The following is a 25410-nucleotide window of genomic DNA, read 5'->3' as shown; positions in this document are numbered from 1 at the left end:
CGGATTATCTAGTTTGTTGGTAATTTTTATATTTATTATCTATTTTTCAATGCAACAAAATCAGCCTTCTTCCCTGCAATTATGGAAGGAATAAGTCCCGCCACAAAGTAAACTACCATACTGCTAATAACAAGCACCATACTTCCCAGCACTGGCTGTTTGAAAATACCACAAGCACCTATAATTTTTTTTATACTCCCATTCATGGAAATTGATAAAAGCAAGGTAATGCCTATTACGTCTGAAGCAAGCCCAACAATAAGTGTTTGGGCAATAAAAACAAGAAAAATATCTTTCTTGGATGCACCAATACTACGTAGTATACCTATTTCCTTAGTTCTCTCAAAAACAGAAATATATGTGCTTGCACTAATCATAATGAGGGATACCACAAGTGAAATTAATGCAAATGCAATCAGTTTACACCTGATTTTTATAATGTATGGCTCAGCACCACTTGAAAGTACCAGTATAATTGCAATTCCCAGGATACCAATACTTCCAATAAATGAAGTGATGAAGGTTTTTTCTTTTTTTGTCATCAAACTGTTAACACTGAGGGACAAAGCGGTTAATAAACTCATAGAAGATTTTTCACCTTTTTCCTTTTTCCCATTTTTCTGTTTGGAGGGCTTTTCTACAACCACATGATAGGGATTAGAATCATCAATTACATTACCATGGAATAGTTTTATAATTCTTGTAGAATACTTTTCTGCAAGCTCCAAATTATTTGTAACCAGGATAACCAATTTTTCCTTAGAAATTTCTTTTAAAAGTTCCATAATTTTTACACTTGTTTCTGAATCAAGTGCACCTGTTGGTTCATCTACAAGCAAAATATCCGGATTGTTTACCAATGCTCTTGCAATGCTGGCACGCTGCATCTCACCTCGAGACATTTGATTTGGCTTTTTATTTAGCTCATCACAAAGGCCAACTTTTTGAATAACTGCAATTGCTCGCGCAGGGCGCTCAAATTTTGATACGCCAGAAAGTTTCATAGAAAGTTCAACATTTGCAAGTACAGTCTCATGTGGAATCAAGTTATAGCTTGGAAGCACAAGACCAACAGAATTATTGCGATAGGCGTCCCAATCTCTATCTGAAAATTCATTTGTTGATTTTCCATTTATAGATAAATTACCACTTGTATATCTGTCAAGTCCTCCAATAATGTTCAACATGGTTACTTTACCACAATCTAGTGGCCCCAGGATAGATACCAATTCATTATCTCTGAAATCAATATTAATATCTTTTAAGACTTTTATTGTCGCAACTCCTGCTGTGTATTCTTTTACAATATTTTTAAGAATCAGCATTTGACTGAGACTCCTTTCTTCTATATTATGTTTATATTATATCTTACTAATATTAACCGAATGTAAACTGAAACTAAACTTTAAAAAATCTATTTACAATAAATTGATAAACTATCATAATATAAGGATAAGAGGGGGCTTTCAAATGTTTCACATCATGGTTGTAGAAGATGACAAAAACACAAGAAAACTAATGGAAGAGGTGTTGCTTCAAAACGGTTATGAAGTTATTCTTGCTAGTGACGGCATAGACGCACTTGATAAAATGGATAATCATCATGTGGATTTGATTATTCTCGACATTATGATGCCACGCATGAATGGATATGAATTAACAGAAACCTTGCGTAGCTGTAACAATAATCTACCAATATTAATGGTAACAGCAAAAGAAACACCTGCTGATAAAAAGGAAGGTTTTATTGTAGGAACAGATGATTATATGGTTAAGCCCATTGACGAGGAGGAAATGATTCTGCGAATTACAGCGCTTCTTCGTCGCTCTAAAATCGTTAATGAGCATCAATTGACAGTTGAAAAAACTATTTTGAATTATGATGCACTTACTGTTTCTCAAAATGGCAATGCTACGGAATTACCCAATAAAGAATTCATGCTGTTATACAAATTGTTGGCCTATCAAAATAAAATTTTTACCCGGCGTTGTTTGATGGATGAAATATGGGATATGAACTCCGACACGGATGAACGCACGGTAGATGTTCACATAAATCGTTTGCGTGACCGCTTTAAAGGTAATTCCGATTTTGAAATTGTTACAGTTCGCGGACTTGGGTACAAGGCGGTTATAAAATCATGAACAGAATAAAATCTCTAAAAATTACAATGGTGTTTCTTGTATTTTGTATTATGATATCTGCAGGATTATTGACATGGGTATGCTTTTTATTTTTGTATGCAACTGGCATTTTCTCCTTTCCTGCACTTGCACCAATTATTTCTCAGTTAATTGCATTGTTTGTTAGCATAGTTATAGGAACTTCAATTTCTGCTGTAGTAAGTAAAAAAGTATTGAAACCACTTAATCAACTGATTAAGGCAACCAAAGTGGTATCTACAGGAGATTTTAGCGTTCGTGTAGAAGAAATCAACACTCAATCCGAAATAGCGGATTTACTTAGAAATTTTAATCATATGACAGAAGAACTAAGCAGTATAGAACTATTTCGCAATGACTTTATTAATAATTTTTCTCACGAATTCAAGACCCCAATTGTTTCAATTCGAGGATTCGCAAAGCAACTTCAAAATGATAATCTTTCAACAGTCAAACGAAAAGAATACACTGATATTATTATCAGCGAATCCCAAAGGCTAACTAATATGTCGGCAAATATTCTGATCCTTACCAAATTTGAAAACCAACGAATTATTACCACTCAAACAGAATATGAACTGGATGAACAAATTCGAAATTGCATCATACTTCTTGAAACCCAATGGAGCACAAAGAATATAACAATCAACCTTAATTTGGCTCCTACTAAAATTTATGGTAATACAGAGATGCTCTCTCATCTTTGGATAAATCTCATTGAAAATGCAATTAAGAACTCCAAGGATAACGGCAATATTACAATGGCGTGCCATGAAACCCTTGATGATATTCAGTTTAAAATAAGCAATGATGGTAATTCCATGGATGATAATACGTTGAAGCATATTTTCGATAAATTTTATCAAGGCGATAAATCATACACATCACCAGGTAGTGGGCTTGGCCTTTCAATCGTTAAACGAATTGTAGAGCTTAACAGGGGAGAAATCGCAGTGGAAAGTAAAATCAGTCAAGGTACAACCTTTACCGTAAAGCTACCCAAAGTTCAACAATAGTCAATAAGGAGAAGTAAGCAATGCTAAAAAATGACATTATTAAAAGGAAACCATTTTGGTTTCCCTAATTCATATTTTATGAAGAAAATGCGACAGTATCTTTTTCAACATTATTAATATATTTAGATAACCAAGAAGATTCAACTGATAATCCCCAGTATATTTGCTTTTTTTAGCATTTTATTTTTACATACTGTGCACTTATATAGCCTGTTTTAGCATTGTAAGTTATCTTGTAAAAATTATTTATCTTTCCAGTTATACTAATTTCAGTCCCCCTTTTTATACTTCCCAATATAGAATAGTTTGTTCCTGCTCCACTTCTTACACTCAAAACACTTGCTGTTGTTACCCCATATTTTGTCTCGTAGGGAACTACCACTGGCGGTTTAACTACAACAACTGGCTTAGCTGTTATTTTTACATACTGAGTACTTATGTACCCCGTTTTACTACCGTAAGCTATTTTATAAAAATTATTTGTTTTTGCGGTTATAGTAATTTTGGTACCACTTTTTATATTTCCTAATATAGAATAGTTTGTTCCTGCTCCACTTCTTACACTCAAAATACTGGCTGTTGTTACCCCATACTGTGTTTCGTATGTACTACCCAATATTTGTATATATTGATTCGCACTACTTGTACTACTCTTATAATTTACATTGCTAATACCTCCTACAGATACCAATGCAATACCCATAATAGTAGTAGCTATAAATACCTTTGTCTTTAATGAACCTTGCTTAAATTGTGTTAAACCCTTAATATTCTTCAATCTAATTCCCCCTTATAACATAATATCATATAGATTTTTTTTATTTATAATCTAAATTATAGGGGTGCACAAAGCAAAATGGGTTACAAATAAAGTACAGTTTTTAAACATCTTATGGTATTATTTCAATCTTTAGCTCCTCACAAATATAATAAAGAGAACTCATTATGGTAATACTATTTAAAAAGTGAGGTGTTAAAAATGGCTATAGCCCATAAAACAGTTATTTCTTTCGGACTTGTTGCTATACCAATATCCATGTATACTGCAACGCAAGACAACGACATTCATTTTAACCAGCTCCATAAAGATGATAATTCTAGAATAAAATACAAAAAGACTTGCAGTCATTGTGGCGAAGAAATCACATCCAAGGAGCTTATTAAAGGGTATGAATATGATAAAGATCATTATGTAGTTGTAACAGACGACGATTTAGAAAAAATCAAAACTGAAAAAGAGAAATCTATACAAATAATGCACTTTGCACAACTCAATCAAATATCTCCAATTTATTATGATAAAACATATCAAGCTACCCCTGAAGCCGGTGGAGATAAAGCCTTTGAGCTTCTGCGCGCAGCGCTTATGTCCGAACAAAAGATTGCAATTGGAAAAACTGTAATGGGTACAAAAGAAACCCTACTTGCTATAATTCCACGGGAGGATGGAATATTGATATCAACAATGTACTATGAAAATGAAATTAAAGACCTTGCTAAATCCTACAATAAACCAGATCTAACCGAGGCTGAACTTACCATGGCAAATGCATTAATTAATTCTATGATTACTCCTTTTAATCCAGCTGAATATAAGGATGAATACCAAGTAAAATTACGTGAACTACTAGAAACGAAAATAGCTGGTAAAGATATTGTTGCCGCTAAGTCTGAAGCTCCAAGTAATATCATTAATCTTATGGATGCATTAAAGGCTAGTATTGAGCAAAATAAAGTTAAAGAAATTCCAACACCTAAGCCTAAACGTAAAAGAACTCCAAAAGGCGCATAATGGATATTTTTGAGAGTAAGAACATTAAACCTATGCTAATTGGTGAGATGCAAGAGGCGTTTGACAGCCAAGATTATATCTACGAGTTAAAGCTGGATGGCTTACGTTGCCTTGCATATCTAGATAAGGACTTCACTGATTTGCGTAACAAACGGAATATTAAGATGCAAGTAAAAGTTCCAGAGCTGTCAGATATACATAAACAGGTCAAATGTCGTTGCATTTTAGATGGTGAATTGATTGTTATTAAGGATGGTAAACCTGACTTTTTTGAGGTACAGCGGCGGTCGCTTATGACAAATACTTTTAAAATACAACTTTCATCCTCTAAATTACCGGCTAGCTTTACCGCATTTGATATTCTTTACTATGATGATCACGAGGTCAAAGATTTGACGCTTATGCAACGTAAAAAGCTGCTTGAAAAAACCATTAAAGAAAACCAGCGGCTTGCTATTTCTAGATATATTGAGGAACATGGGGTTGAGTTTTATAAGCTTGCTAAACAAAATCAATTAGAAGGCATAGTTGCTAAGAAAAAGGACAGTAAGTATTACTTTGATAAACGTACCAAGGACTGGATTAAAATTAAGAATCTTCTGGATGATGATTTTGTAGTGTGTGGTTATATTTTTAAGGATAACAATGTCATCAGCATTGTTTTAGGTCAATATTCAAGTAAAGCTTTGGTGTACAAAGGTCATGTTACTCTAGGAATATCCACAGCAGATTTTCAGTTAATAAAATCCACACCTGAAATAAGCACACAACCTTTTAATGATTTGCCTTCTGGAAATGATAATGCAGTATGGATAGAACCTAACCTTGTATGCACCGTTAAATATATGATGAAAACAGCAAATGGTTCCTTAAGGCAACCTGTATTTAAAGGTCTGAGGGATGATAAAGCACCTAAAGATTGTATCATAAGTTTGTAGATGTAACCTCTCCTATGGCATGAGCCACAGCAATGCTCTCTTAAACCTATTGGGTACTTCCGAAAAATGTCCACCATCATTCCATTCCAATATAAGATTTTCTTTGAACTCAAGCTGCTTCTCTAGTATGAGAGCAGCTTTACGTGTACAATTACCTACTTTAGCCATGCGCTGATTTCTGCTACGTTCCTCACCTCTTCCAAGAGACATATACACACGACTATTTGCATTCGCTGGCATGTGAGAATCCATAAATTCTATCCATCCATCATACCACAAAGAACCAGACATACTGCCTATCTTACCAAAGGCATTAATTGTATAAAGGGCATACAATGCAGTAAGTCCCCCTAAAGAATACCCTATAAGTGCAGTATTTGAAGGCTCCGGTCTTGTTTTATAATGCTCATCTATAAAAGGTTTGATTGTATCTGCAAGAAAATTAAGATAGCTTGCTGCATCCCCTTTAAAAGACTCACTCTTTTTTGTTAAAGGAGGAGCAGTCCAGGGCGTAAAACTCTCATTCCAATCTTCCACCATAACACTTATAGCAATAAATGCACTGCAGTCCACTCCAAAATGGGATTCCAAATCCTTCATTATCTCCTGTATATTGTCATCACCATTTATATATACAACAGGATAACTCTCATCATTTATGTAGTATTCCGGTGGTAAATATAATGTACACTCATACCCTGCTATAGATAAATTCTCTATATTACCTTTCATGGTTTCACTCATTAAAACTATCCCCTTTCCCACAACATCCTATGTTTTTATAAAAACAAGTACTCCTGAGAGTATAATATCCTAATTATACATCACAAACAGACGCTGTTAAAGACTTTAGATTTATTTTTAACTTTAACCACACAATTGATGAATAAGGAATAAGGAACTATAACTTCAAAGATATGTTTAACTAAGAAAGTTTGCAATTATTACTGGCGGATCTTTGGGACAACCTATTTATCAAGTATAAATTTTATTGCATTTTCAAGTTTTTCCGTCAAATTTTCAGGACAAATATGTCCTACCCCTTTATTTATTTCATATTTATATTTAATTCCCTTTTCATCAAATACCTTAAGCATGTCCTGTACACTTGGTTCAAGTTCAAGCTCACCTTCCAGAATAACTACCCTTATACCTCTGTTTGAAGCAGCTTCTGCCTTTTCCACAGAAAAATAATTGCTCACATCGCCAGGACAAAGGGAAACAAATCCTTTTACTGGTATAACATCATCCATTGAAAAATCCACTGATGCCATTGCACCTCCTGAAAATCCTCCAACAATTAAGCAATTTTTATCAATAGAGTATTTCTCTGAAACCTTACTAAGACAATTTCTAATATCTTTTCTCGCAATATTTATATCATTATTCCACTGGTATCCGCCGTGACAGTAAACCTGTGAAGATTGAACATATACAAGAATAAAGTTATTTTTAACGAAAGCCTCCGGAGTCCAGTAAGCAGACAAATTGTATATATCCCCATCCGCTCCATCTCCATGAAGAGCGAAAAAAACTGGATACTTTTTATCGGGTGTATATCCTTTTGGAAGATATACAGAGTACTTCATCTCTGCATTTCTCTGAGCTTCTATAAATAGAAGCTTATTTTTCTCCAAAAGTTCCACGTATCTTTCATCCTCTTTCTTCGAAAGCTCCCTTATTATCCAATTACCACAGGCATATCCGTTATCAATAAGATTTTTAACTACATTGTATAAGTCCTCTTCTCTACCACTTTTAAGATAAAGGAATCCTGTGTAGCTTGCAATTACAAAATATTGTCTTTCATATTCCTCCCTGGGAAGCACTTCGGATGCTCTTAAAAACAAATCAAGAACCTCATCATTCTTTCCTTCAGCAGCAAGACTGTCACCATACCTGTCAAATTCAGCAAAGTTATTAAATTTCATAATTATTCCCCCAAATTTCCTGTTATTTTAATTTGATATGATAATTATAAAGCATATTAGCTGACAACAGTATGTCAGTGTAAATGGGACAGTTAAAATTTTTTTTAGGACATAGATAAATATTAATATTCCACTAATGAAAGTATATTTCATGTTATAAGATAATCAAATCACTTGACTTGTTGTATTAATTTTACACAAATGTTACAATATGAATAAACTTAACCTAAAATATATTTATAATATATTCTAATTAAAATATACCTGGGAGGGATTATAGTGACTAGAAAGAAAAAGATTATTTTTTCTTCAATTATTTTATTTATAGTAATGATTATCATTGTATGGTATGCAAGTTATAGTTATATTTTTAAAAATAAATACACTATTTATATACCAAAATCTTTAACAACAAACCTTTATTCTACTAAAGATAGCAACTATTATAAAGATATAAATCTAGAACAGCTTTCTGTTTTTTGGTCTAATTCAGTTTCACAGCAATGGTATGATGATACTCAAGAATCAAAAGAAAAAGGCAAAAAAATACTAGATTATTTAAACGAATTTAGTATAAAAGAAATACATCCTATTAAATTTTTAGATCATGATACTTCCAAAAAAGTTTCTTCAATTATTTTTTACTATAAAAACCGATTTATATACTTAAATTATCCTAATAAATTTGTATTTACAATAAGGATAGTAGGAACAGATGATACTGAGAAGTCTCAGACAATTGAGAGAGCTTATCTAATAAAAGATAATTATATTGATGATAATAAAATTGAAAGTTTATTGAAAAATTAAAAGGACTGTTAGTAATTTACTGCAATCTGGCAGCACAAAGGCCTGGGGCGTATTTGTAAAACTAGGGAACTTGCTATATAAATTTAGGGGGAGGATAATTAGTAATGAGGATATTTTTTTAATGACACAAAACCATAGTGGAATAAAAAAACGAACTTTATTATTTAGAAAAATGGACATGGAACATCAGTATCAGATATATGTGTAAACCAATTTATAATAAAAAGGGAGCTAATTGCTCCCTTTTTATTATAAATTGTTTTCGTAAGTTTCTACCATTTTTTTAACCATTTGTCCGCCAATTGAACCTGCTTGCCTAGAAGTTAATTCTCCATTGTATCCATCTTTTAAAGTAACTCCAACTTGACTAGCTGCTTCCATTTTAAACTTGTTTAGTCCTTCTCTAGCTTGTGGTACTAATGTTCTGTATGACATATAAATTACCTCCTCTTTATATAATAATGATTTTCATTTGTGCTATTATTTTGTGCATTATTATAAAGAATACTCATAGTAATTTAAGTCTATATTATTAAAATAACATATAAATGAGAAGATATGTTAAAAATATTTAGGTTTCATATACCTATATCTTATTCTTAAATAGCAAACAATTTACAGCCTTACTCATCTTCTCCAATTTGCCTTATGTTTATGACAAAAGTTAGTAGAATTCAAGTATCTCAAAACTAAAAGAGAACCATTTCTAATAACCTCCTAATGATTTTTAAAAAAGTTCTCTAATAGTTTAAGCCTCTTGTTTTATCAACCTAATTTTGACAATCTATATTAACATTTTCTCCCCTTACAACCCTAACCCTAATTTTTATACACATCTTTTCTCTTAATCTTGCATATTGAGTTAGTTGTGGATCAAATTGTTTATATTTAGTTAACACACTTTCTATAAATTTTGGAGGTGTACCTGGGGGGTCATTTGGATCTGGTGGTAATGGCACCATTATCTTTGATGAATATGGCTCGTATATTGGTTCAGGATTTAATAATTCATCATGAGTGCCAACAATTTCAGCACTTAACACCTCTACAATATCTGTATCATTTAATTTTTCTTCTGATGGTAAATCCAATTTTATAAATCCACCAAAATCAATTACTTTTGTCATATGATATATAGGTCCGTAGACTGTTGGATATCCAGCTGTATCTTTCATTCCCATTCCTACCGTCTCAACAGAAGGAGTTGGGATTGGAAATGGAAATGGATTAGGATCTTTAGTCCCTTGTGCTGCTATTTTATAAGATATATTTTTTATTATCCATGCATTGAACATAATAGCCCTATCTCTTGTAGGATAAGCCTTTACCTCAATACTTTCATCTATATTTTGTATTATAAATAATCTTGAAGCTAAATTAGGACTTTGTCCCATAAGTCCTGTTTGTGGTGGTAAAGAATCAAAATCAAATACTACTTCTTTAAAAAAAAGTTCTTCCTTTTCTGCAATAATAACATTTGTTTGAATTTCTTTTTTAGCCATTATATACTACTCCTTTGTCTATTTTATTCATTCTAATATATTGCATTTGCACTATATTAATTAAACATATAAAAAAAATGAAAGTGCTTATTAAATAATCTCATTTTTAAAATACAATTACACTTTTATATCATCAGAATCATTAACATTAGAATCATTAATATTTAAAAAATAAAAATTGTAAGCTACTGAGACTTCTTTACTCTCTGCTATAACTGTAACTACAGTATTAACAATACCATCTTGGCTGGGTATTTCTTCTGGCGAAGGAATATCTGTTGGTGAAATTTTTTCTTTATACACACTCCAGTTTGGATTATTTTTATACTCATCAACCATTTTTCTAGGAACATATATAATCAAATCTTCAGAGGTATTCATAAATACCTTTTTACCTATTGTAGGCACCCTATTTCCATAAATAGTAACCTTTCTAAGCTTTATGCAATTGCTAAAAGCTTCATCTGAGATATTTGTTACATTTTCCGGTATAGTTACATTTTCTATATTGGTATTCTTTATCACCCTATCATAACTATTACAAAATGCATTTCTACCTATGGAAATTACTGGTTTATTAGCATTGTGACTAGGTATCATTATATCTTTAGGCATTTCTATATCTTTTGCGGCAAATATTATATAACTACTTTCCTTATCGTCACTCGGTTTAAATGCAAAATATTTAATATCTGTCTCTTCTGAAATTTGAATATTTTTTTGAACATAGTTACCTCTATTAGCATTTTCTTCTATAAATTTAATAAGTTTACCATCTAAGTGTTTCATAATTTCCTCCTTTAACTGATTTTTTATCTTCCGTTAACACATTATATTCTCACATCAAATAATAAGTTACACCTTGTCATTTACTTTAAGCTCAATTTCCACACTACATTTCAATCCAAAAACAACAAAAACCCCTGAACTCAAGGGTTTTCTATTGTATCAAAATTGTTGTTTATGTATGAGACGGTTAGGCTAAACTCTACGTATTAAACATTAATCCATAATAATTCAGCCGATAATGGGAATCTTAACAAAGAGGTGATTAATATGATTAAAAAGTTATTAATTTTCTTATCTCTTTTCGTTATGCTCTTACATTCAACCTGTGTAAATGCTGAGGGTTTTAAATACGTTGAAATTTTTGACCCGAAACAAGATAAAGTTGTGAAAGTAGTCCAATCAAATCCGCAAATTCAAGATATGATTACAAGTTGGATCACCAATTTAGAAGGATTATATAAAAATGACCCCGCTACTGACGATGGATATGTGGTAAAGATTCCTTTAGACCCAATTGTTAAAGTGAACTGTAAGTCATTTAATGCACTTGTAAGTGAAGTATATATCTTAATTCCTGAAAATGAACCACCTTGTTATCTAATTTTTGAAAATGAAAACAAATTATTAAGTTTGGTGTTTAATGGCGATATAAGCAAGTTATCAAATATTTTAGATTTTAACTTAAAAAATAAAGATAACAAATGATTAATAAATACCTAATATTCTACAGTGGTGACTCATGATATGATGATTATAACGTATTTATTACCTTTATAACTTGTACCTATAATATTTTTGCTATAATATCATCATATGAAACCTTTGAAAAATCCGTTGAATCTACAATAATTCGTATATCCCCATAGTCAAAATCTCTGCAGGATTTAGTGACTTTCTTAAAAAACTCAAAATCACTAAAGTAATTAATTGAAACAAGCCCCTGATGTCTTTCCTCAGTGGTATCTCTTGCCAAAAATCGCCTGTGTATAACCGCAACATCTCCGTCAAATAACACCGTAATTACTCTGTATTTATATTTGCTGACTTTTGAATTTAATATATCAGGACATGGATTTGTAAAATTACTTTCAAGAATAAATGTCTGATTGGTTTTCATAAGCATTTCACAAAAGTGGAAAGATAGATCGTAGGCTAATCCACCGTATTTTTGACATTCTGTTCGGATATTTGTATCATAATGAACTTTATCCCATATTATTTCTTTAAGCTTATCTTTGCAAACTAAAGGTACTTGCATTTTATCTGATAAATAGTTTGCAAATGTGGTTTTCCCTGTTGCAGGCATACCAGCAATTATTATTAAAGTTTTATTCAAATAATTCACCTCGTCACTTATTAGAGTAAAATTCCTGTCTTTATACAATAACCTTTCTTAATTGCACAATAAATTATAAATGTGATGCAATACTTTAATACCTCATTGTCTTTACCTAATTATACCATTAAATTCAAAACTTAATTAATGATATTTATCCCACACTGGCTAGTTTTTGAATTAGTCATTAAAAAAAGACAGAAAAATTTTTCTTTAAGTGTCAAATCCATTACAAACCCATCTCTCAAGAACGCTAAGCATCCCCCCTTTTTAGGTGGCTGACGGCGACCCCTTAGGAGATAAATAGTGATATAGTACACATTTTCCATAGATTGTGTTATAATAAGCCTTCGTAGCCTAGTCATTTAAAGACAATCATAAATTTACGATATTTTAACAATTAATAGATATTGTATTTTATAAAAATTAGTGGGAAGTTTATTGATTTGTCTTAAATGGACAAGCCAATTATATATATCATCCTCATTATTGTCTAGCATAGCCTAAAATTAAAAATAGAAAAATCAATTATTATTGATAGCCCTTTTAAGGAGGTTCATAAATGAATAAAAAAATAATATCTGCTGTTATGATTCTAACACTAACTATCAATGTCAATATTTTTGCTGCACCAATCACTAATGAAACATCTGAATTAGAACAAGCTCAAAGCAGCAAAAAAGCTTTACAGATAAAAGTAAAGAATTTAAACAATGAAATTGATGCGGTATTAAATAAAATTGACATTAACAAAGCTAAAATGAATGACATCACTCAAGATATAAGAAAAACACAAACTAATTTAGAAATTGTAGAAAAGAATGCTATCGATCAAGAAGACTTGTTTGAAAAAAGAGCAAGAGCTATGTATATGAATGGTGTAGATAGTTATCTTGAGGTACTTCTAGATTCAACTAGTTTTAGTGATCTTATATCGAGAGTAAATACATTTAAAAAGATAACAGAGTATGATAAAAATCTCATTGCTAAAATAGAAAAACAAAGAAATTCTATAATAAAACATAAAGACACTTTAAATAATGAGAATAATAAATTATCAGCGCTAAAATCAAATAATGAAATTATTCTAACAAAATTAAGTAAAGACATAAAAGAACACAAGGTGCTTTTTAATAACGCAACTAAAAAAGAAACTAATTTAATTGCCGCCAAAAAGGCAAAAGAATTAGCCGCTGCAGAAAAGCTAAAAAAACTAGCAGCAAGCAGGACCATTACTTTGTCTAGAGGCTCAGATTCTAGTAAAAGTTCAACGTCTAAATCTGATGCTATCCCTACTGATGTATCAAACTCAACTAACTACTTCAGTATACAATCAACCGCATATTCATCGGATGGTTTTACATCATCAGGTTCTAAAACAAACAGAGATCCAAATGGATACAGCACTATAGCTGTGGACCCTAGGGTTATACCAATGGGCTCTAAACTTTATGTAGAAGGCTATGGATATGCTATTGCAGCAGATACTGGTTCCGCTATTAAAGGTAATATTATCGATGTATTCTTTAATACAGAAGCTGAAGCACGTAATTGGGGCCGAAGAACTGTAAAAATCCGTATAATAAATGACTAAATACCCCCCCGCTTGCTGATAACTCATTATATACTTATCAAAATCCCCTAAAGACTTTAAAACACAACAAATTAATGTGTTAAGCTAAATTAAAAATAAGATATAGATTGTAGGAAGCCCCCTTGTCTCTAATTTATGAGAAGCAAGGGGGTTTCAATATTAGTAATAATTTAAATTTTTACAGGTAATCTATATATAAAAAGTATAATTATGTTATAATATTACTACAATTATTAATTTTTAAATTAAAGGGAAAGGGATTTAAATTATGAAAAAGAATTTAATTTTGATATTATGTTTAAGTTTGATTTTCACTTTAGTTGGTTGTAATAGTGATAAAAAATCAAATAAATTTATAAAAGCTACTAATGAGCAAAATAGTGTTGATGAAAAAAAACAAACAGATTTAAATAATGCAAATTCTATACAGTCTACTAAAATAAGTCCAAATGAACAAGTAGCAAAAGATAAAAATAATGTCTCTCAAAAAATAACTAAAGTAACTAGTAAAGTTAAATTGTATGATGGCACTTATTTTGACAATAAACGTTTCGGAGAGCATATGTTAACAAATTATTGTGAAGTTGTAATTTCTAATGTAACTAATACTTCTTTTGATTTCACTGTTTATGAAGTAAATGTGGTGAATGGAAAAAAAGAAAATAAAAAGGCTATTTTCCTTACAAATACAGCAGTTTTTACAGGAGATGGAATGAAAGCTAGTTTTTATGGAAATAGTTATACTCTTAACTTTACATTTCCCAATTATCATGGTGCACATCCTGCTGTAACAGACATGGAGATATCCGGATTCAAACCATTAGAAGGCAAGACTTATGTTAATAATGGGATACCAGGACATGAATTCGGGTAAAATATAAGACCTAGATTGAGAAAAGCCTCCCCTGCATCTAATTTATTAGAATCACGGGGAGGCAATATTAGTAATGGGGAATTTCAGTTTGCTAAAATAACTGAATAACCTTAGATCCACAACACTTTTTATATTTTTTACCACTTCCACATGTACAGGCGTCATTTCTTCCTATCTTTGGAGTAGACGTATTATTATATTCTGAATTTAATTCGTTTAAAGTATATCCTTTTAATTTCCAAAGTCTAGTGTTATTTATAAAACTATTTATTTCTACTAATAATTTTTGAAGGTCATTTCCACTTGCTTCTCTAAGTGCATCTATGATATTTTCTATTACCTCTTCTTTTTCATTTTCTTGAATATCAGAATATAAATTAACTATAATCATTTCAATCTGTGAATCTTCTATTTCCCAATCATTCTTTAAATACCTTTTTAATCTCATGCTTATTTTATTTTCAATTAGATATTCTTCATTGGCAGATTCAAGTAGTTCATCCTTTTTTATAATACAAAAATCACTATCACTTGAAATCTTATCTCTTCTATTAATAATATGGACAACATCTTCTAGTGGCACCAGTATACTACTTCCTATAATCCCTTGTAATATATACCCACCATAATAGTATGAACCACTTACAATTATTCCGTGAAAATCAGTTTCATCTAAAGAATAGTCAACATAATTATTAATCATTCTTATAAAATCATTTATAAGCACTACGCCATAGTTATAGGTCATTCCGCAGAATAGCTTTACTATTTCTGTATTTTTAGCGAGTTTTTTTCTATACTCATCACTATCTAAGGATTTTATAGCATTTATTGTTTCATTTGGCATGATTAAATATACACCATCTTCTCTCATAGCTACAAATAGAAATCCGCATTCTAAAAAATAATCTGGGTTTGATGTAAAATTAGGATCTTCAAAGGATATATATCCCTGGTTATCAGCTATGTTTTTTAAAAATTCAAACCTTTCACTATCAATTAAATATAGCGCCTGCGTTATTTTCTCTTCATATACATCTAAAAGTCTTTCTACTAATTGCCCTTTATTAAACTTAGATACCTTCATAGTATTTAGCATAGATGCTGTTTTTAATAATTCCGTTTTGGTATTACATTCTAATAATTCTCTTAAATCCTGTGTAAACTTACCTCTCTTTATTTTATTAAACATTTGATTTGCTTTATTTTCAATTTCTAAATCTATATTATTCATTACGCTATGTAAAATGGAATCAAATTCCTCTTCATCATTATATGTATCAAAGTCATCATCCTGTATAAATGGAACTATATTCTTCTGCCCTTTTGTTTTAGCTTTCACAAACTTAAATTTATTTCCTGGCAAGTACTGTTTTTCCGTATCTCTGTATCCTTCATATCCACAAACTCCATCTCTAGGTGAATTGGTATATTTAGGTACGTCTACCATATCAGTATCTTCATCTATGCAATCTCCGCAAAAAAACTTTTCTTCTGCATAATCAAAATACTCTGCCTTTTTATTACAATTTGTACAAAAATTTTGTATTTCTTCATTTCTAGCTATTATTTCTATTTCACTATGTTTTTCCCCTGTTAAATACTCCTCAATAACTTCAAGTTTTAATGTAGTAGTAGAACCGAAATCATAGTCATATCTAAATTTATCACCTACAGAAATTACCTGTTTCAATTTGAAATCCATTGTTTCGTCATTAAAGGAAAATTCAGAATCCACCTCCACTGAAGAATCATAATTTACATCACCTATAATGAAACTACTTAAGTGTCCACAACATTCTAACCAAATATTTCTTAAAAAACTATCCAAATTCTCTAAAGTTGAATTTATATCTATAGCTATATACAAACAATACTCTTTTGATCCATACTGTGGAACTATAGACAAAACATATTGACTCTTATTTTTTTTAGAACTCTCCATTACTTCTTTTATCTTTTCTTTTCTATTTTTACAGCCTTTAACATGCCTTTTAATGGTTCTTTCTGTTAATTCCTCATTGCAATAATAACATTTACCTTTCATTCTTATCTTCTCCAATTCTTTTTCTTAAATTTAATAGCTATTATGAATTATACCCTAACTTTTTTAATTTTATAAACTTGATCTAATTTACATTTAAATTGTATTGCTATAAGAACACTTTATAAATTATATATTTATTTTACCATACACAATTTCATTTTAAAATAAAAATTTAAAGGCATTTCAACTTGGCTCTTTATTGCTCTACAGTAGAGTCCTTATAGCTTTTAGGTGAAAGCTCCCCCATCTCTATTTGTTTAAAATTGTGTTTTAACGACGAAAAAACTACCGAATTGCTTCAGCAGTTCCATCTTTGCCCAGCTTCTGAACAATTTGTATTCAACTTGTATTTCCATTTTTTTCAAGGTCACAGGTACCTTACAGGATTTAGAATAACTTAATCAGTTCTTCTAACTCTTCTGATAAAATTTTTGCAAGCGTAAAATCAGTATTTTTTAAAGCCACTGCTATTTTTGTTTCAACTAATTTTTTCTTTTGTTCAATTTCTAAATAGTCTTTATCAAAATGACTAGCATAAATCATCTTTCTAAACTTTCGCATACTCATTTTTCTAATTGTCTTATCTTCAATGATTAAAACATAATCCATACAGTTTACTATAGAATAGAAATCATGGGAAATCATTAGAATCGCACCTTTATAGTTTTCTATGGCTTTTTCCAGTGCTATTTGTGAATAGGTGTCTAAATGACTTGTTGGTTCATCAAGAAGCAACATGTTTGCTTTACTAGCAGAAACTTTAGCCAATTGAAGCATATTTTTTTCTCCACCAGATAAAGACCCTATCTTTTGATTAATGATTTCTTCTTCAAACCCATAGTTTGAAATATATGATTTAATCTCTTCATAAGTTTTAAAACCAACTTCGAAGAACTCTTCAAGTATGGTATTAGACTCATTTAGTGTTTTGCCTTGAAGTTGAGATAAATAAGCCACCTCAACCTGCTGATTTATCTCAATAGCATCATGATTATTTTTAAAGATTTCTCCAAGTATTGTGGTTTTACCGGTACCATTTGGACCGATAAGAGCTACTTTATCAGTAGCTTTAATCTCAAAGTTAACATTTTCTAGAAGCATATCATCAAAGCTAACACTGTAATCATTAACTTTTAAAGCAATGGTTTCCACCATTTCATTATCTGCAACTAAACTGATATTCGGCTCTTTAATATCTACAAATGGCGTTTTAATTCTACGCTCTTCTAATCTTTCTTGGATTTTAACTCTAGCATTTAGAGATTTCCCTTTAGAAGATTGATCATACTCAGTTGCCAGATATCTTAGTTTTTTTATTAACTTCTCGTTTCTCTCAAGTTCTTCATTATCAGTAATAGCTAGTTCTTGCAGTTCAATTTTAGTTTGAAGTAATGAGAAGTTATAATCAATATATCTTCCATCAAACTCTTGTAGCTCCATGTTTTCAAGGTGCAGAATTTTGTTAAAACAATGATTTAATATATATCTGTTGTGAGTAATAATTAACATTGTTCCTTTGTGTGAATTAATTAGATCTTTAAGAGAATTAAGGTTTCCAAAGTCTAAAAACACATCAGGTTCATCCATAATCATTAAGTCTGGGCTATTTAGCATTTCCTTAATTACTTGAATAAGCTTGAATTCCCCACCACTAAGTTCAGATATCTTTAAATCTTTATACTTGATTAAGTTTGCAAGATTTAGGTTTTTATTAATGTTGTTTTCGAAATCATCCCCATTAATTGCATCAAATGCGTCTAGAGTTTGTTGATACTTTTCTAGTAGTGAATCAATATCGGTGGATGTCTCCATTTCGCTGCAGATTGATGTTATTTCATTTTGTAGTTTAATAAATTTTTCCCCTATATATTCGAAAACTGTGGTTTCTTTTGTTTCGCCCTGTTGTGAAAATTGACTTACATACCCGATGCTACAATTTGGGTCCATGGCGAGCTTACCATCGAACATATATTTTTCTGGATCCATAATTATATCTATCAGTGTACTTTTTCCGCTGCCATTTGTCCCTATAAACGCACAATGTTGACCATCTTCTATTGTAAATGAAATGTTATTATATAGATTCTTTTGCGGAAATGAGTAGGACAAGTTATCAACTTTTATCATATTATTACCTCTCTTTATCACTAAAAAAGAGCCTATAAAAATAAGCTCTTCAATATATTATCTTTTCAAATGCAATTTTACACTTGATTTTTATGTAGTAAAGACATTCTTTTGAGTTTACCCTTGATAGCATAACATTTTTTACGACTAAGTTCAATCATTTCATATTAAAGCTTCTCATTATATCAGTTAATTCTAAAAAGTCTTTGCGTGCCTGGTATCCACCGTCTCATGGCTCATATAAGTCTAAATTTAATACATTTAAGGATAAAGTTTCTCTTAATCTTACCAATCCGTCCATCATTACCTTTGTTGGACATGCTATATTCATTCGTTCGTAACCATTGCCTTCTTCACCAAATAAATATCCTTCGTCAAAGAATAACATAGCTTCTTCATGCATTAGTTTCTCTAGCTCCTCCTTATTCAAACCCAGCCCGTTGAAGTCCATCCACTGTAAGTATGTTCCTTCAAGGTCATATACCTTTATTACCGGAATGTTTTCTTCAATGTATTTTTTAAGTTGCAAGTGGTTATGATAAATTAGTTTTATTAGCTCATCTAACCAAGCTTCACACTCCGTATATGCTATCTCGCATGCCTTGTAGCCTAAAATGCTAAGGTAAAAGAATCCGTTGGATTCAACTTCTTTAAGATACCCATCCCTAAGTTCTTTATTGGGAATTATGATATTTGAAGCCTGCATACCTGCTAAGTTAAATGTTTTGCTTGGCGCGGTGCATACTACCATATTATTTGATAGTTTCTCTGAAATCGAAGCAAATACAGTATGTTTATAACCTGGCATGATAAGATCAAAATATATTTCGTCAGAAATAATTAAAACATTATTTCTCAAACAAATTTCTCCTATTTTCTCTAATTCCTCTCTACTCCATACCCTTCCAGTCGGATTATGAGGGCTACAAAATAGCAATATCTTATTGTTTGGATTCTGTGTTTTCTTTTCCAACTCTTCATAATCTATTACATAAGTTGAACCATCATTTATTAGTGGATTTTTAACTAGCTTCCTATTATTTTTTTCTATTGAATGATAGAACGGATAATAAACTGGAGTCATAATTATAATCCCATCTCCAGGATTTGAAAACGCTTTAATTGTCAAGTAAAAAGCACTTACTACACCCGCTGAACCAACAATCCATTCAGGATTTATTTCCCAGTTATGCCTTTTCTTCATCCAGCTACATACAGCATCTAAATAACCTTCCGTTGGCATAGTGTAACCTAAGGTAGTAGAATCAATATATTTTTTTAGCCCTTCTACTATCTCAGGAGCATTTTTAAGTTCCATATCTGCAACTGAAAAAGGAACTATATTCTCTGATAAATTAGGATTCCATCCCTTCATCTGCTCCCATTTTGCTGAACCAGTATTGGTTCTATTAATAACAGTTTGAAAATCATACTGCATCATATACCTTCCTCTCTATAATTAATAAATTGCTCTCTGCACAGCTAATACAGCCTCTAGGTGATCATATTCGTGCAGTATTAACTCTGCTTAATTCCAGTAAATTCTATAACACAATCATCCCACAAGTGAATTCTGATTTAAAACATATATTGAACATTATTTGCTGGAAGTGATGCAAATATGTATACATAAGAAATTAATGGCTAAGCTGAATTAAGTATAAGACCTAGATTAAAAAAAGCCACCTTTGCTTCTAATTTGTAAGAAGCAAAGGTGGCTTGATTTAATAGGATTTTATAAAAAATAGCGTAGAAAAATAATCCGCCTATATTTCATACTATATTTTCCAGTTATTAATTTGAAGCTTGCTAGCTAAAAATACCCGCCAAATTTTTTTTAAGAGGTTACCAATTTAATAAATTTTCTAGTTGTTAAAATGTAAAAAACTATATATACGATCACATAAATCCCCAGGCTAATTAAAAATGGTTGTAGTAAACTTATTTCAAAATACTTATTTAGGAAGTTTTGTAATACACCAATACCCATAAATGCGTACACACCGCCCACAAGAAGAGGAAGCGTATAGCTTAAACCTACCTGTTTTGAAACTGCGTGGTAAAGCTCACTTTCATTCATTCCGATTTTCATTAAAATTTCGTATTTTTTCTTATCCCCAATAGCATCACTCATTATTTTCATATACATGATACTTCCAGTAGACAGCATAAATACCAATCCCAAAAATAATCCTGTAAATTTTACAACACCCGTTATGAATCATCTTCAATTACGAGAATTTTATACATAAATACTTTCCCCCTAGTATAATTTTATAAACTTGCATCATGCTCTCATTTATAGAAATTTTTCTCTTCTATACCCTGCAACAGCTGTTCCCTATTTTAGACATTGCTGAGGATTAATGCATATAAAATAATATGAGAGTTATCAAATTTATTCACTCATTCTTTCAAAAAATATTTCTATTACTTCACCTAATCATTAACCCCATTCCACCATACAATGGTAAAATGTACTATTTTACCATTATATCACAGGCTTAATTCAATAACAAAGTCTTCAAAGTACTAATAGCAATCTATTAGATTTACACCAGCTATCATCTTTATAAATCCAACCGGCTTATACCTTAGAAAATGAAAGTAATTATTATTGTCAGAATATATCAATATGAAGGGTTCTTTTAGTAATTTAAATTATAAACTATAAGCGTTGTTTTGAGCATCTTTCACTTACCTATATAAACATCCTTAATTTCATAACATTTACCATGGACCCTCTTGCCGCCACCCCTAGAAGAGTTAAAGAATATGAATTAATTTAATAACACAAAAGAAAGACTTATATCTAAATTTGTAATATTCTTTTGGGAAATTATTTCATAAAGTGATTGTATATGTTATAATTAGGTATAATTTTTAAAAATTGTATTTTAAGCAATTATTTACTTTTAAACGGCTACTGGACAAGCATTTGCGACTACTGTTAGTGATCTAGTCTGTTAAACAGGAACAAATTAACGAAGCTATTCAAAAAGCAGAGGCAACTCCTATTTCCTACGATACAATAAATAAATTGTTAACAGACAAAAAGGTTGTAACTGATCCTAAATCGACTTCAACGAAATATGGTGATAAATGGAATGGTGTAGTCCCTCTTGGGCATGCTGCAATAGTATATTCATCTTCCCAAGTTGTGGAATCTGGTGTTGTCATGGGTAAAAATGATTGGAATATCTCGAAGGGTACATGTGCTGTTGGTTCTGTTTCAAATTCAACTGTATATCAAGACGAAGTAGTTGCTAATTGGTATAAATGTAACCTAGGCAAACCTTACAACAAAAATTTCTTTGACCTTTATACAACAACTTCATACTATTGTTCACAAGTTGTTTGGGCTGGGTTTAACACTAATTATGGTATTAATTTAAATACAGATATGTACGATGTGCTTGTATTTAATAAAAGTGTTAAACAAGCAGTTCATCCTACTGAATTATTAATTAATGACAAAACAGTTGTTACATACAAAAATAACTGGAATTATTAGCTAAATTATTCAAATTTATAAAAATCTATTAATATATAATAAAATGTACACATAAAAATTATTATTAGTTTTTATTGTGCATTTTATTGTGTACTTGAGAAGTGGAGTGACTCGATGGTTAAATATTTAAAAATATTTTTTGGTATATTAATAATTTTATTATTATCAGTTTTGGGGTTAATTAATTTAGGTTTTATTAATAGCTCCGACTATTTTATACCAAATAAAAACCTAGATGATATTCATATAGGAGTTGTTCAGAGTACTCAAAATGATAATATAGGTTATATTTCTTTCTACGATAAATCTTTTAATTTTAAATACGAAAAAAAATTGGAATTTGGAGATATGGGTGATTCAACAAGAGTTCCATACTTAAGTGATGATAATTTTTATACTGTTCCACTTGGTATTGGAAATCGTAAAGACTTAAAAACAATTGTTAAATTTGATTTAAAAACCGGGAAATATAAAACCTTTAAGATAAATCAGCCAGCCGTTTTAATGTTTACTGTAAATAAGAATGATGTTTATACAACTAACACTATTAATTTTGATGGTTATATAAGCAAGTGTGATACTATAACTGGCAGTTTACAAGAATGGAAAAAACATGGAGTAATAATTTCTGGATTAAAATGTTATGACGATATTTTATATGCATGGGGGACTCTTAATGAGAATAATATTGATAACCCATATTTATTCGTATTTGAAACTAAAGAATTAAAAATGATTAAGCAAATTCCTTTAAAAGAATGTGGAACTCAACAACTTGATTCTTATAAAATTGGGGATTACATTTATTTTACAAACAATTTAGATACTAAGGGAAGTGATAGCTCAAAAACATTGAGCAAATTTAATATAATCACTAATGAAATACAAAATATAGAGCTTAGGGAGACAAATCCTTTTCAAATAATTGAGCACAATAATAAACTATATATTACCCATTGTAATCCTCTAACTGCTAATAAAAATAAAATTACTGTTTTTGATCCTAAAACTGGTAATCAGCAATTATTTGAAATGAAAAATCCTTTAGTTCAAACTATAAAATACAAAAATTATTTATATAGTCAAGATATGCATAACTTATATGTTTATAATTTAAATACTCTAGAATTACTTAAATCAATAAACATAAATAAAGAGAGAAAATCATCCTTAATCCCTAAGCATTTTTACATTGGTGGGATGTTTGTAAAATAAATTTTTATTTTGTAGGGCACCCAGCCGTAGCGAGTCCAGACTGGGCGGTGCCCTTTTGAATGCTATCTTCTTTTCTTATAAAACGCCACAACTAGTAAAACCGAATATCCCTTAAAAATACCGTATTATTGAATAATACGGTATTTTTATGTCGTCTTTCAATAATATTGTTCCTCAATTTCAACTACAAATTACTTACATTAAGTTCATAATTTCATAAGTTCAATAACCTTACTTTATATATTCAGTAACTAAATCAAGTAAAAAGAATACCTTCTAAATGGTCTATTTCATAGCAAAAACATTTTGCTAAAGCTCTTGTACCTTTCAATATAATTGCATCACTATTTTCTGTGCTATACATAGTTCCTGCCATATCACCCGCATAAAAAAAACCCCGTAGGAAATGCAAACTCTGCTAATCCTATGGGTCTCCCTATATCAATCATTCAATTATATATTTACTGTTACTCTAGTTTATTTTTTATCAAGTGTTTTCAACAAATCTTTCTCAGTGATTTCAGAAACCAACAATTTTATTAAATCATCTTGTACCGCAGGATCACTATCATATTCATTCAATACCCTACAAAGCTGGTATTTTGTACTGGTTACTTGATTTATAATATATACATGTCTATTCTTCATTATCTTTTACCCCCTCTAATATATTGTCTGTTTTTGCCTTGGATACTTAGTTATTTACTAAGCTCATTAATATACTTCAAACTAGTTATAACTTCATAACATTTTAAAATTAAAAAATCTTCTTATATAAGATAAGAAGATAGATGACTGTCATATTATTCTTCACCGTCCTATCGTTTTTAGCTGAACCACCTTACTATATACTCAAATCAGTTTACTGTTTTTACCAAGTCACAGTTACCCTATTAAGAAAAGATTGCTTTTTAAAATCATTAGGAATATAATCCTATTAAGGGATAACTTTTATTAATTGAAAATTAAAACTAGTAACTAACAACTAGCAAATTAAACTAAGGGGATGGATAAAATGAACGAAACAATAAAATTAATTCAAGATCATAGGTCTATAAGATCTTATTTAGATAAAGATATATCGGAAGAGGTTTTAGACCAAATTCTTAAATCTGCTCAAGCCATGCCAACTTCTATAAATAGTCAACAAACTTCTATAATTGTAGTTAGAGATAAAGAGAAGAAAAAGAAATTGGCTCATTTAGCTGGTGACCAAAAATGGATTGAGGACTCTTCGGTATTTTTAATTTTCGTTATGGATTTCTACAAAACAAATCTAGCTGGTGAAAAAACAGGTAATCCACAAGTAATTCATGAAAGCATGGAAGGAACTCTTGCTGGTAGCTTTGATGCTGGAATCGCTATGGGAGGTACTATTATAGCTGCTGAATCTTTGGGCATAGGAATTGTTCCTATTGGAGGAATTAGACAGAGTCCTGATGAAGTAATTGAATTATTAGAATTACCAAAATACACTTTCCCTGTTGTAGGTCTTGCATTAGGCTATCCTTCTGATACTTCAAAGCAAAAACCAAGAATGCCTTTTGAAACTTTCAAACATAATGAAAAATATAATACTGAAATATTAAAGCCTGCCATTGATAAATATGACATAGAAATGGCAGCTTATTTAAAAGAAATTGGTAGAGAAGCTCAAGAAGGAAATTGGAGCATACTAACTTCAAATATATATAAATCTGTTTACTTTCCAAAAGTGTATGGTTCAATTAAGACTCAAGGATTTAAAAACGATAAATAAAAA

At 30.6% G+C, this 25410-nt stretch carries 25 protein-coding genes and 1 pseudogene; 11 read left to right on the top strand and 15 right to left on the bottom strand.

Features of this window, described 5'->3' with window-relative positions; translation table 11 throughout:
* Positions 1–35: 35 nt before the first annotated feature.
* A complete protein-coding gene (locus ACREV6_RS15255; RefSeq protein WP_431578896.1) occupies positions 36–1325 on the bottom strand; it encodes an ABC transporter ATP-binding protein/permease in 1290 nt (429 codons plus the stop codon).
* A 145-nt stretch (positions 1326–1470) separates the two neighbouring features.
* Here ACREV6_RS15255 and ACREV6_RS15250 point away from each other — a divergent pair, with 145 nt between their 5' ends.
* The gene (locus ACREV6_RS15250; protein WP_431578895.1) at positions 1471–2145 is read left to right on the top strand and encodes a response regulator transcription factor; all 675 of its coding nucleotides are present in this window, start codon (positions 1471–1473) and stop codon (positions 2143–2145) included.
* Positions 2142–3179 (top strand): sensor histidine kinase, encoded by a 1038-nt coding sequence (locus ACREV6_RS15245; protein ID WP_431578894.1) that lies wholly within the window; start codon positions 2142–2144, stop codon positions 3177–3179. Before ACREV6_RS15250 ends, ACREV6_RS15245 begins: the two co-directional genes overlap by 4 nt.
* A gap of 172 nt (positions 3180–3351) precedes the next feature.
* On the opposite strand, the gene ACREV6_RS15240 is transcribed toward ACREV6_RS15245, so the two are convergent.
* A complete protein-coding gene (locus tag ACREV6_RS15240; RefSeq protein ID WP_431578893.1) occupies positions 3352–3957 on the bottom strand; it encodes an SH3 domain-containing protein in 606 nt (201 codons plus the stop codon).
* Between the two features lie 201 nt (positions 3958–4158).
* On the opposite strand from ACREV6_RS15240, the gene ku reads away from it, so the two are divergent.
* On the top strand, positions 4159–4971 hold the full coding sequence (gene ku / locus ACREV6_RS15235; RefSeq protein ID WP_431578892.1) for a non-homologous end joining protein Ku: 813 nt from the start codon (positions 4159–4161) through the stop codon (positions 4969–4971).
* A complete protein-coding gene (locus ACREV6_RS15230) occupies positions 4971–5909 on the top strand; it encodes an ATP-dependent DNA ligase (RefSeq protein WP_431578891.1) in 939 nt (312 codons plus the stop codon). The genes ku and ACREV6_RS15230 overlap by 1 nt, the downstream gene beginning before the upstream one ends.
* 12 nt (positions 5910–5921) lie before the next feature.
* On the opposite strand, the gene ACREV6_RS15225 is transcribed toward ACREV6_RS15230, so the two are convergent.
* Both ACREV6_RS15225 and ACREV6_RS15220 read right to left on the bottom strand, forming a co-directional pair.
* Complete coding sequence (locus ACREV6_RS15225) at positions 5922–6653, bottom strand: alpha/beta hydrolase (protein ID WP_431578890.1); 732 nt, start codon at positions 6651–6653, stop codon at positions 5922–5924.
* A 224-nt stretch (positions 6654–6877) separates the two neighbouring features.
* Positions 6878–7840: a hypothetical protein gene (locus ACREV6_RS15220; RefSeq protein ID WP_431578889.1), complete on the bottom strand. Its 963-nt coding sequence runs from the start codon at positions 7838–7840 to the stop codon at positions 6878–6880.
* A gap of 279 nt (positions 7841–8119) precedes the next feature.
* Between ACREV6_RS15220 and ACREV6_RS15215 the strand changes: the two genes are divergently transcribed.
* Positions 8120–8650 (top strand): hypothetical protein, encoded by a 531-nt coding sequence (locus tag ACREV6_RS15215; RefSeq protein WP_431578888.1) that lies wholly within the window; start codon positions 8120–8122, stop codon positions 8648–8650.
* Between the two features lie 249 nt (positions 8651–8899).
* Here the strand turns inward: ACREV6_RS15215 and ACREV6_RS15210 are convergent, their stop codons facing one another.
* The 3 genes from ACREV6_RS15210 to ACREV6_RS15200 all read right to left on the bottom strand — a co-directional run bounded on the left by ACREV6_RS15210 (position 8900) and on the right by ACREV6_RS15200 (position 10941).
* Positions 8900–9085 carry an alpha/beta-type small acid-soluble spore protein gene (locus ACREV6_RS15210; RefSeq protein ID WP_431578887.1) on the bottom strand — a complete coding sequence of 62 codons (186 nt, stop codon included), beginning with the start codon at positions 9083–9085 and terminating at the stop codon, positions 8900–8902.
* Positions 9086–9420: 335 nt separating this feature from the next.
* Entirely contained in the window at positions 9421–10152 is a 732-nt protein-coding gene (locus ACREV6_RS15205; RefSeq protein ID WP_431578886.1) for a hypothetical protein, read from the bottom strand.
* A 117-nt stretch (positions 10153–10269) separates the two neighbouring features.
* Positions 10270–10941, bottom strand: a complete 672-nt coding sequence (locus ACREV6_RS15200; protein ID WP_431578885.1) for a leucine-rich repeat protein — start codon at positions 10939–10941, stop codon at positions 10270–10272.
* A gap of 267 nt (positions 10942–11208) precedes the next feature.
* Here ACREV6_RS15200 and ACREV6_RS15195 point away from each other — a divergent pair, with 267 nt between their 5' ends.
* Positions 11209–11646, top strand: coding sequence for a hypothetical protein (locus tag ACREV6_RS15195; RefSeq protein WP_431578884.1), 438 nt, complete (start codon positions 11209–11211; stop codon positions 11644–11646).
* A 79-nt stretch (positions 11647–11725) separates the two neighbouring features.
* On the opposite strand, the gene ACREV6_RS15190 is transcribed toward ACREV6_RS15195, so the two are convergent.
* Entirely contained in the window at positions 11726–12277 is a 552-nt protein-coding gene (locus tag ACREV6_RS15190) for an AAA family ATPase (protein ID WP_431578883.1), read from the bottom strand.
* 589 nt (positions 12278–12866) lie between these two features.
* On the opposite strand from ACREV6_RS15190, the gene ACREV6_RS15185 reads away from it, so the two are divergent.
* Both ACREV6_RS15185 and ACREV6_RS15180 read left to right on the top strand, forming a co-directional pair.
* The gene (locus ACREV6_RS15185; RefSeq protein WP_431578882.1) at positions 12867–13871 is read left to right on the top strand and encodes a 3D domain-containing protein; all 1005 of its coding nucleotides are present in this window, start codon (positions 12867–12869) and stop codon (positions 13869–13871) included.
* A 268-nt stretch (positions 13872–14139) separates the two neighbouring features.
* Positions 14140–14745 (top strand): hypothetical protein, encoded by a 606-nt coding sequence (locus ACREV6_RS15180; protein ID WP_431578881.1) that lies wholly within the window; start codon positions 14140–14142, stop codon positions 14743–14745.
* 91 nt (positions 14746–14836) lie between these two features.
* On the opposite strand, the gene ACREV6_RS15175 is transcribed toward ACREV6_RS15180, so the two are convergent.
* From ACREV6_RS15175 to ACREV6_RS15155, 5 genes are all read right to left on the bottom strand, one after another.
* Complete coding sequence (locus ACREV6_RS15175) at positions 14837–16792, bottom strand: YecA family protein (RefSeq protein WP_431578880.1); 1956 nt, start codon at positions 16790–16792, stop codon at positions 14837–14839.
* Between the two features lie 387 nt (positions 16793–17179).
* Positions 17180–18919 (bottom strand): ABC-F family ATP-binding cassette domain-containing protein, encoded by a 1740-nt coding sequence (locus ACREV6_RS15170; protein ID WP_431578879.1) that lies wholly within the window; start codon positions 18917–18919, stop codon positions 17180–17182.
* Between the two features lie 229 nt (positions 18920–19148).
* Positions 19149–20360: a MalY/PatB family protein gene (locus ACREV6_RS15165; protein WP_431578878.1), complete on the bottom strand. Its 1212-nt coding sequence runs from the start codon at positions 20358–20360 to the stop codon at positions 19149–19151.
* A gap of 396 nt (positions 20361–20756) precedes the next feature.
* On the bottom strand, positions 20757–21104 hold the full coding sequence (locus ACREV6_RS15160; protein WP_431578877.1) for a hypothetical protein: 348 nt from the start codon (positions 21102–21104) through the stop codon (positions 20757–20759).
* Positions 21105–21940: 836 nt separating this feature from the next.
* A complete protein-coding gene (locus ACREV6_RS15155; protein WP_431578876.1) occupies positions 21941–22099 on the bottom strand; it encodes a hypothetical protein in 159 nt (52 codons plus the stop codon).
* Between ACREV6_RS15155 and ACREV6_RS15150 the strand changes: the two genes are divergently transcribed.
* Complete coding sequence (locus ACREV6_RS15150) at positions 22080–22433, top strand: hypothetical protein (RefSeq protein WP_431578875.1); 354 nt, start codon at positions 22080–22082, stop codon at positions 22431–22433. The genes ACREV6_RS15155 and ACREV6_RS15150 overlap by 20 nt on opposite strands.
* Before the next feature lie 114 nt (positions 22434–22547).
* Entirely contained in the window at positions 22548–23648 is a 1101-nt protein-coding gene (locus tag ACREV6_RS15145; RefSeq protein WP_431578874.1) for a YncE family protein, read from the top strand.
* Positions 23649–23879: 231 nt separating this feature from the next.
* Here ACREV6_RS15145 and ACREV6_RS15140 read toward each other — a convergent pair.
* A pseudogene (locus ACREV6_RS15140) lies at positions 23880–24000 on the bottom strand (peptide deformylase); the annotation flags it as partial.
* A 125-nt stretch (positions 24001–24125) separates the two neighbouring features.
* Complete coding sequence (locus ACREV6_RS15135; protein WP_431578873.1) at positions 24126–24296, bottom strand: hypothetical protein; 171 nt, start codon at positions 24294–24296, stop codon at positions 24126–24128.
* Between the two features lie 367 nt (positions 24297–24663).
* On the opposite strand from ACREV6_RS15135, the gene ACREV6_RS15130 reads away from it, so the two are divergent.
* Entirely contained in the window at positions 24664–25407 is a 744-nt protein-coding gene (locus ACREV6_RS15130; RefSeq protein ID WP_431578872.1) for an NADPH-dependent oxidoreductase, read from the top strand.
* Positions 25408–25410 lie beyond the last annotated feature (3 nt).

This window comes from Clostridium sp. (assembly GCF_050717515.1).
Classification (GTDB): Bacteria; Bacillota; Clostridia; order Clostridiales; family Clostridiaceae; genus Clostridium_AD.
This window is presented reverse-complemented; position numbering and strand designations above follow the sequence as displayed.

Bases quoted from the DNA above. Each gene is read 5' to 3' on its own strand.
- ACREV6_RS15255 (WP_431578896.1), bottom strand. From the start codon at position 1,325: ATGCTGATTCTTAAAAATATTGTAAAAGAATACACAGCAGGAGTTGCG.
- ACREV6_RS15250 (WP_431578895.1), top strand. From the start codon at position 1,471: ATGTTTCACATCATGGTTGTAGAAGATGACAAAAACACAAGAAAACTA.
- ACREV6_RS15245 (WP_431578894.1), top strand. From the start codon at position 2,142: ATGAACAGAATAAAATCTCTAAAAATTACAATGGTGTTTCTTGTATTT.
- ku (WP_431578892.1), top strand. From the start codon at position 4,159: ATGGCTATAGCCCATAAAACAGTTATTTCTTTCGGACTTGTTGCTATA.
- ACREV6_RS15230 (WP_431578891.1), top strand. From the start codon at position 4,971: ATGGATATTTTTGAGAGTAAGAACATTAAACCTATGCTAATTGGTGAG.
- ACREV6_RS15225 (WP_431578890.1), bottom strand. From the start codon at position 6,653: ATGAGTGAAACCATGAAAGGTAATATAGAGAATTTATCTATAGCAGGG.
- ACREV6_RS15220 (WP_431578889.1), bottom strand. From the start codon at position 7,840: ATGAAATTTAATAACTTTGCTGAATTTGACAGGTATGGTGACAGTCTT.
- ACREV6_RS15210 (WP_431578887.1), bottom strand. From the start codon at position 9,085: ATGTCATACAGAACATTAGTACCACAAGCTAGAGAAGGACTAAACAAG.
- ACREV6_RS15205 (WP_431578886.1), bottom strand. From the start codon at position 10,152: ATGGCTAAAAAAGAAATTCAAACAAATGTTATTATTGCAGAAAAGGAA.
- ACREV6_RS15200 (WP_431578885.1), bottom strand. From the start codon at position 10,941: ATGAAACACTTAGATGGTAAACTTATTAAATTTATAGAAGAAAATGCT.
- ACREV6_RS15195 (WP_431578884.1), top strand. From the start codon at position 11,209: ATGATTAAAAAGTTATTAATTTTCTTATCTCTTTTCGTTATGCTCTTA.
- ACREV6_RS15185 (WP_431578882.1), top strand. From the start codon at position 12,867: ATGATTCTAACACTAACTATCAATGTCAATATTTTTGCTGCACCAATC.
- ACREV6_RS15180 (WP_431578881.1), top strand. From the start codon at position 14,140: ATGAAAAAGAATTTAATTTTGATATTATGTTTAAGTTTGATTTTCACT.
- ACREV6_RS15175 (WP_431578880.1), bottom strand. From the start codon at position 16,792: ATGAAAGGTAAATGTTATTATTGCAATGAGGAATTAACAGAAAGAACC.
- ACREV6_RS15170 (WP_431578879.1), bottom strand. From the start codon at position 18,919: ATGATAAAAGTTGATAACTTGTCCTACTCATTTCCGCAAAAGAATCTA.
- ACREV6_RS15165 (WP_431578878.1), bottom strand. From the start codon at position 20,360: ATGATGCAGTATGATTTTCAAACTGTTATTAATAGAACCAATACTGGT.
- ACREV6_RS15155 (WP_431578876.1), bottom strand. From the start codon at position 22,099: ATGACAACACCAGATTCCACAACTTGGGAAGATGAATATACTATTGCA.
- ACREV6_RS15145 (WP_431578874.1), top strand. From the start codon at position 22,548: ATGGTTAAATATTTAAAAATATTTTTTGGTATATTAATAATTTTATTA.
- ACREV6_RS15135 (WP_431578873.1), bottom strand. From the start codon at position 24,296: ATGAAGAATAGACATGTATATATTATAAATCAAGTAACCAGTACAAAA.
- ACREV6_RS15130 (WP_431578872.1), top strand. From the start codon at position 24,664: ATGAACGAAACAATAAAATTAATTCAAGATCATAGGTCTATAAGATCT.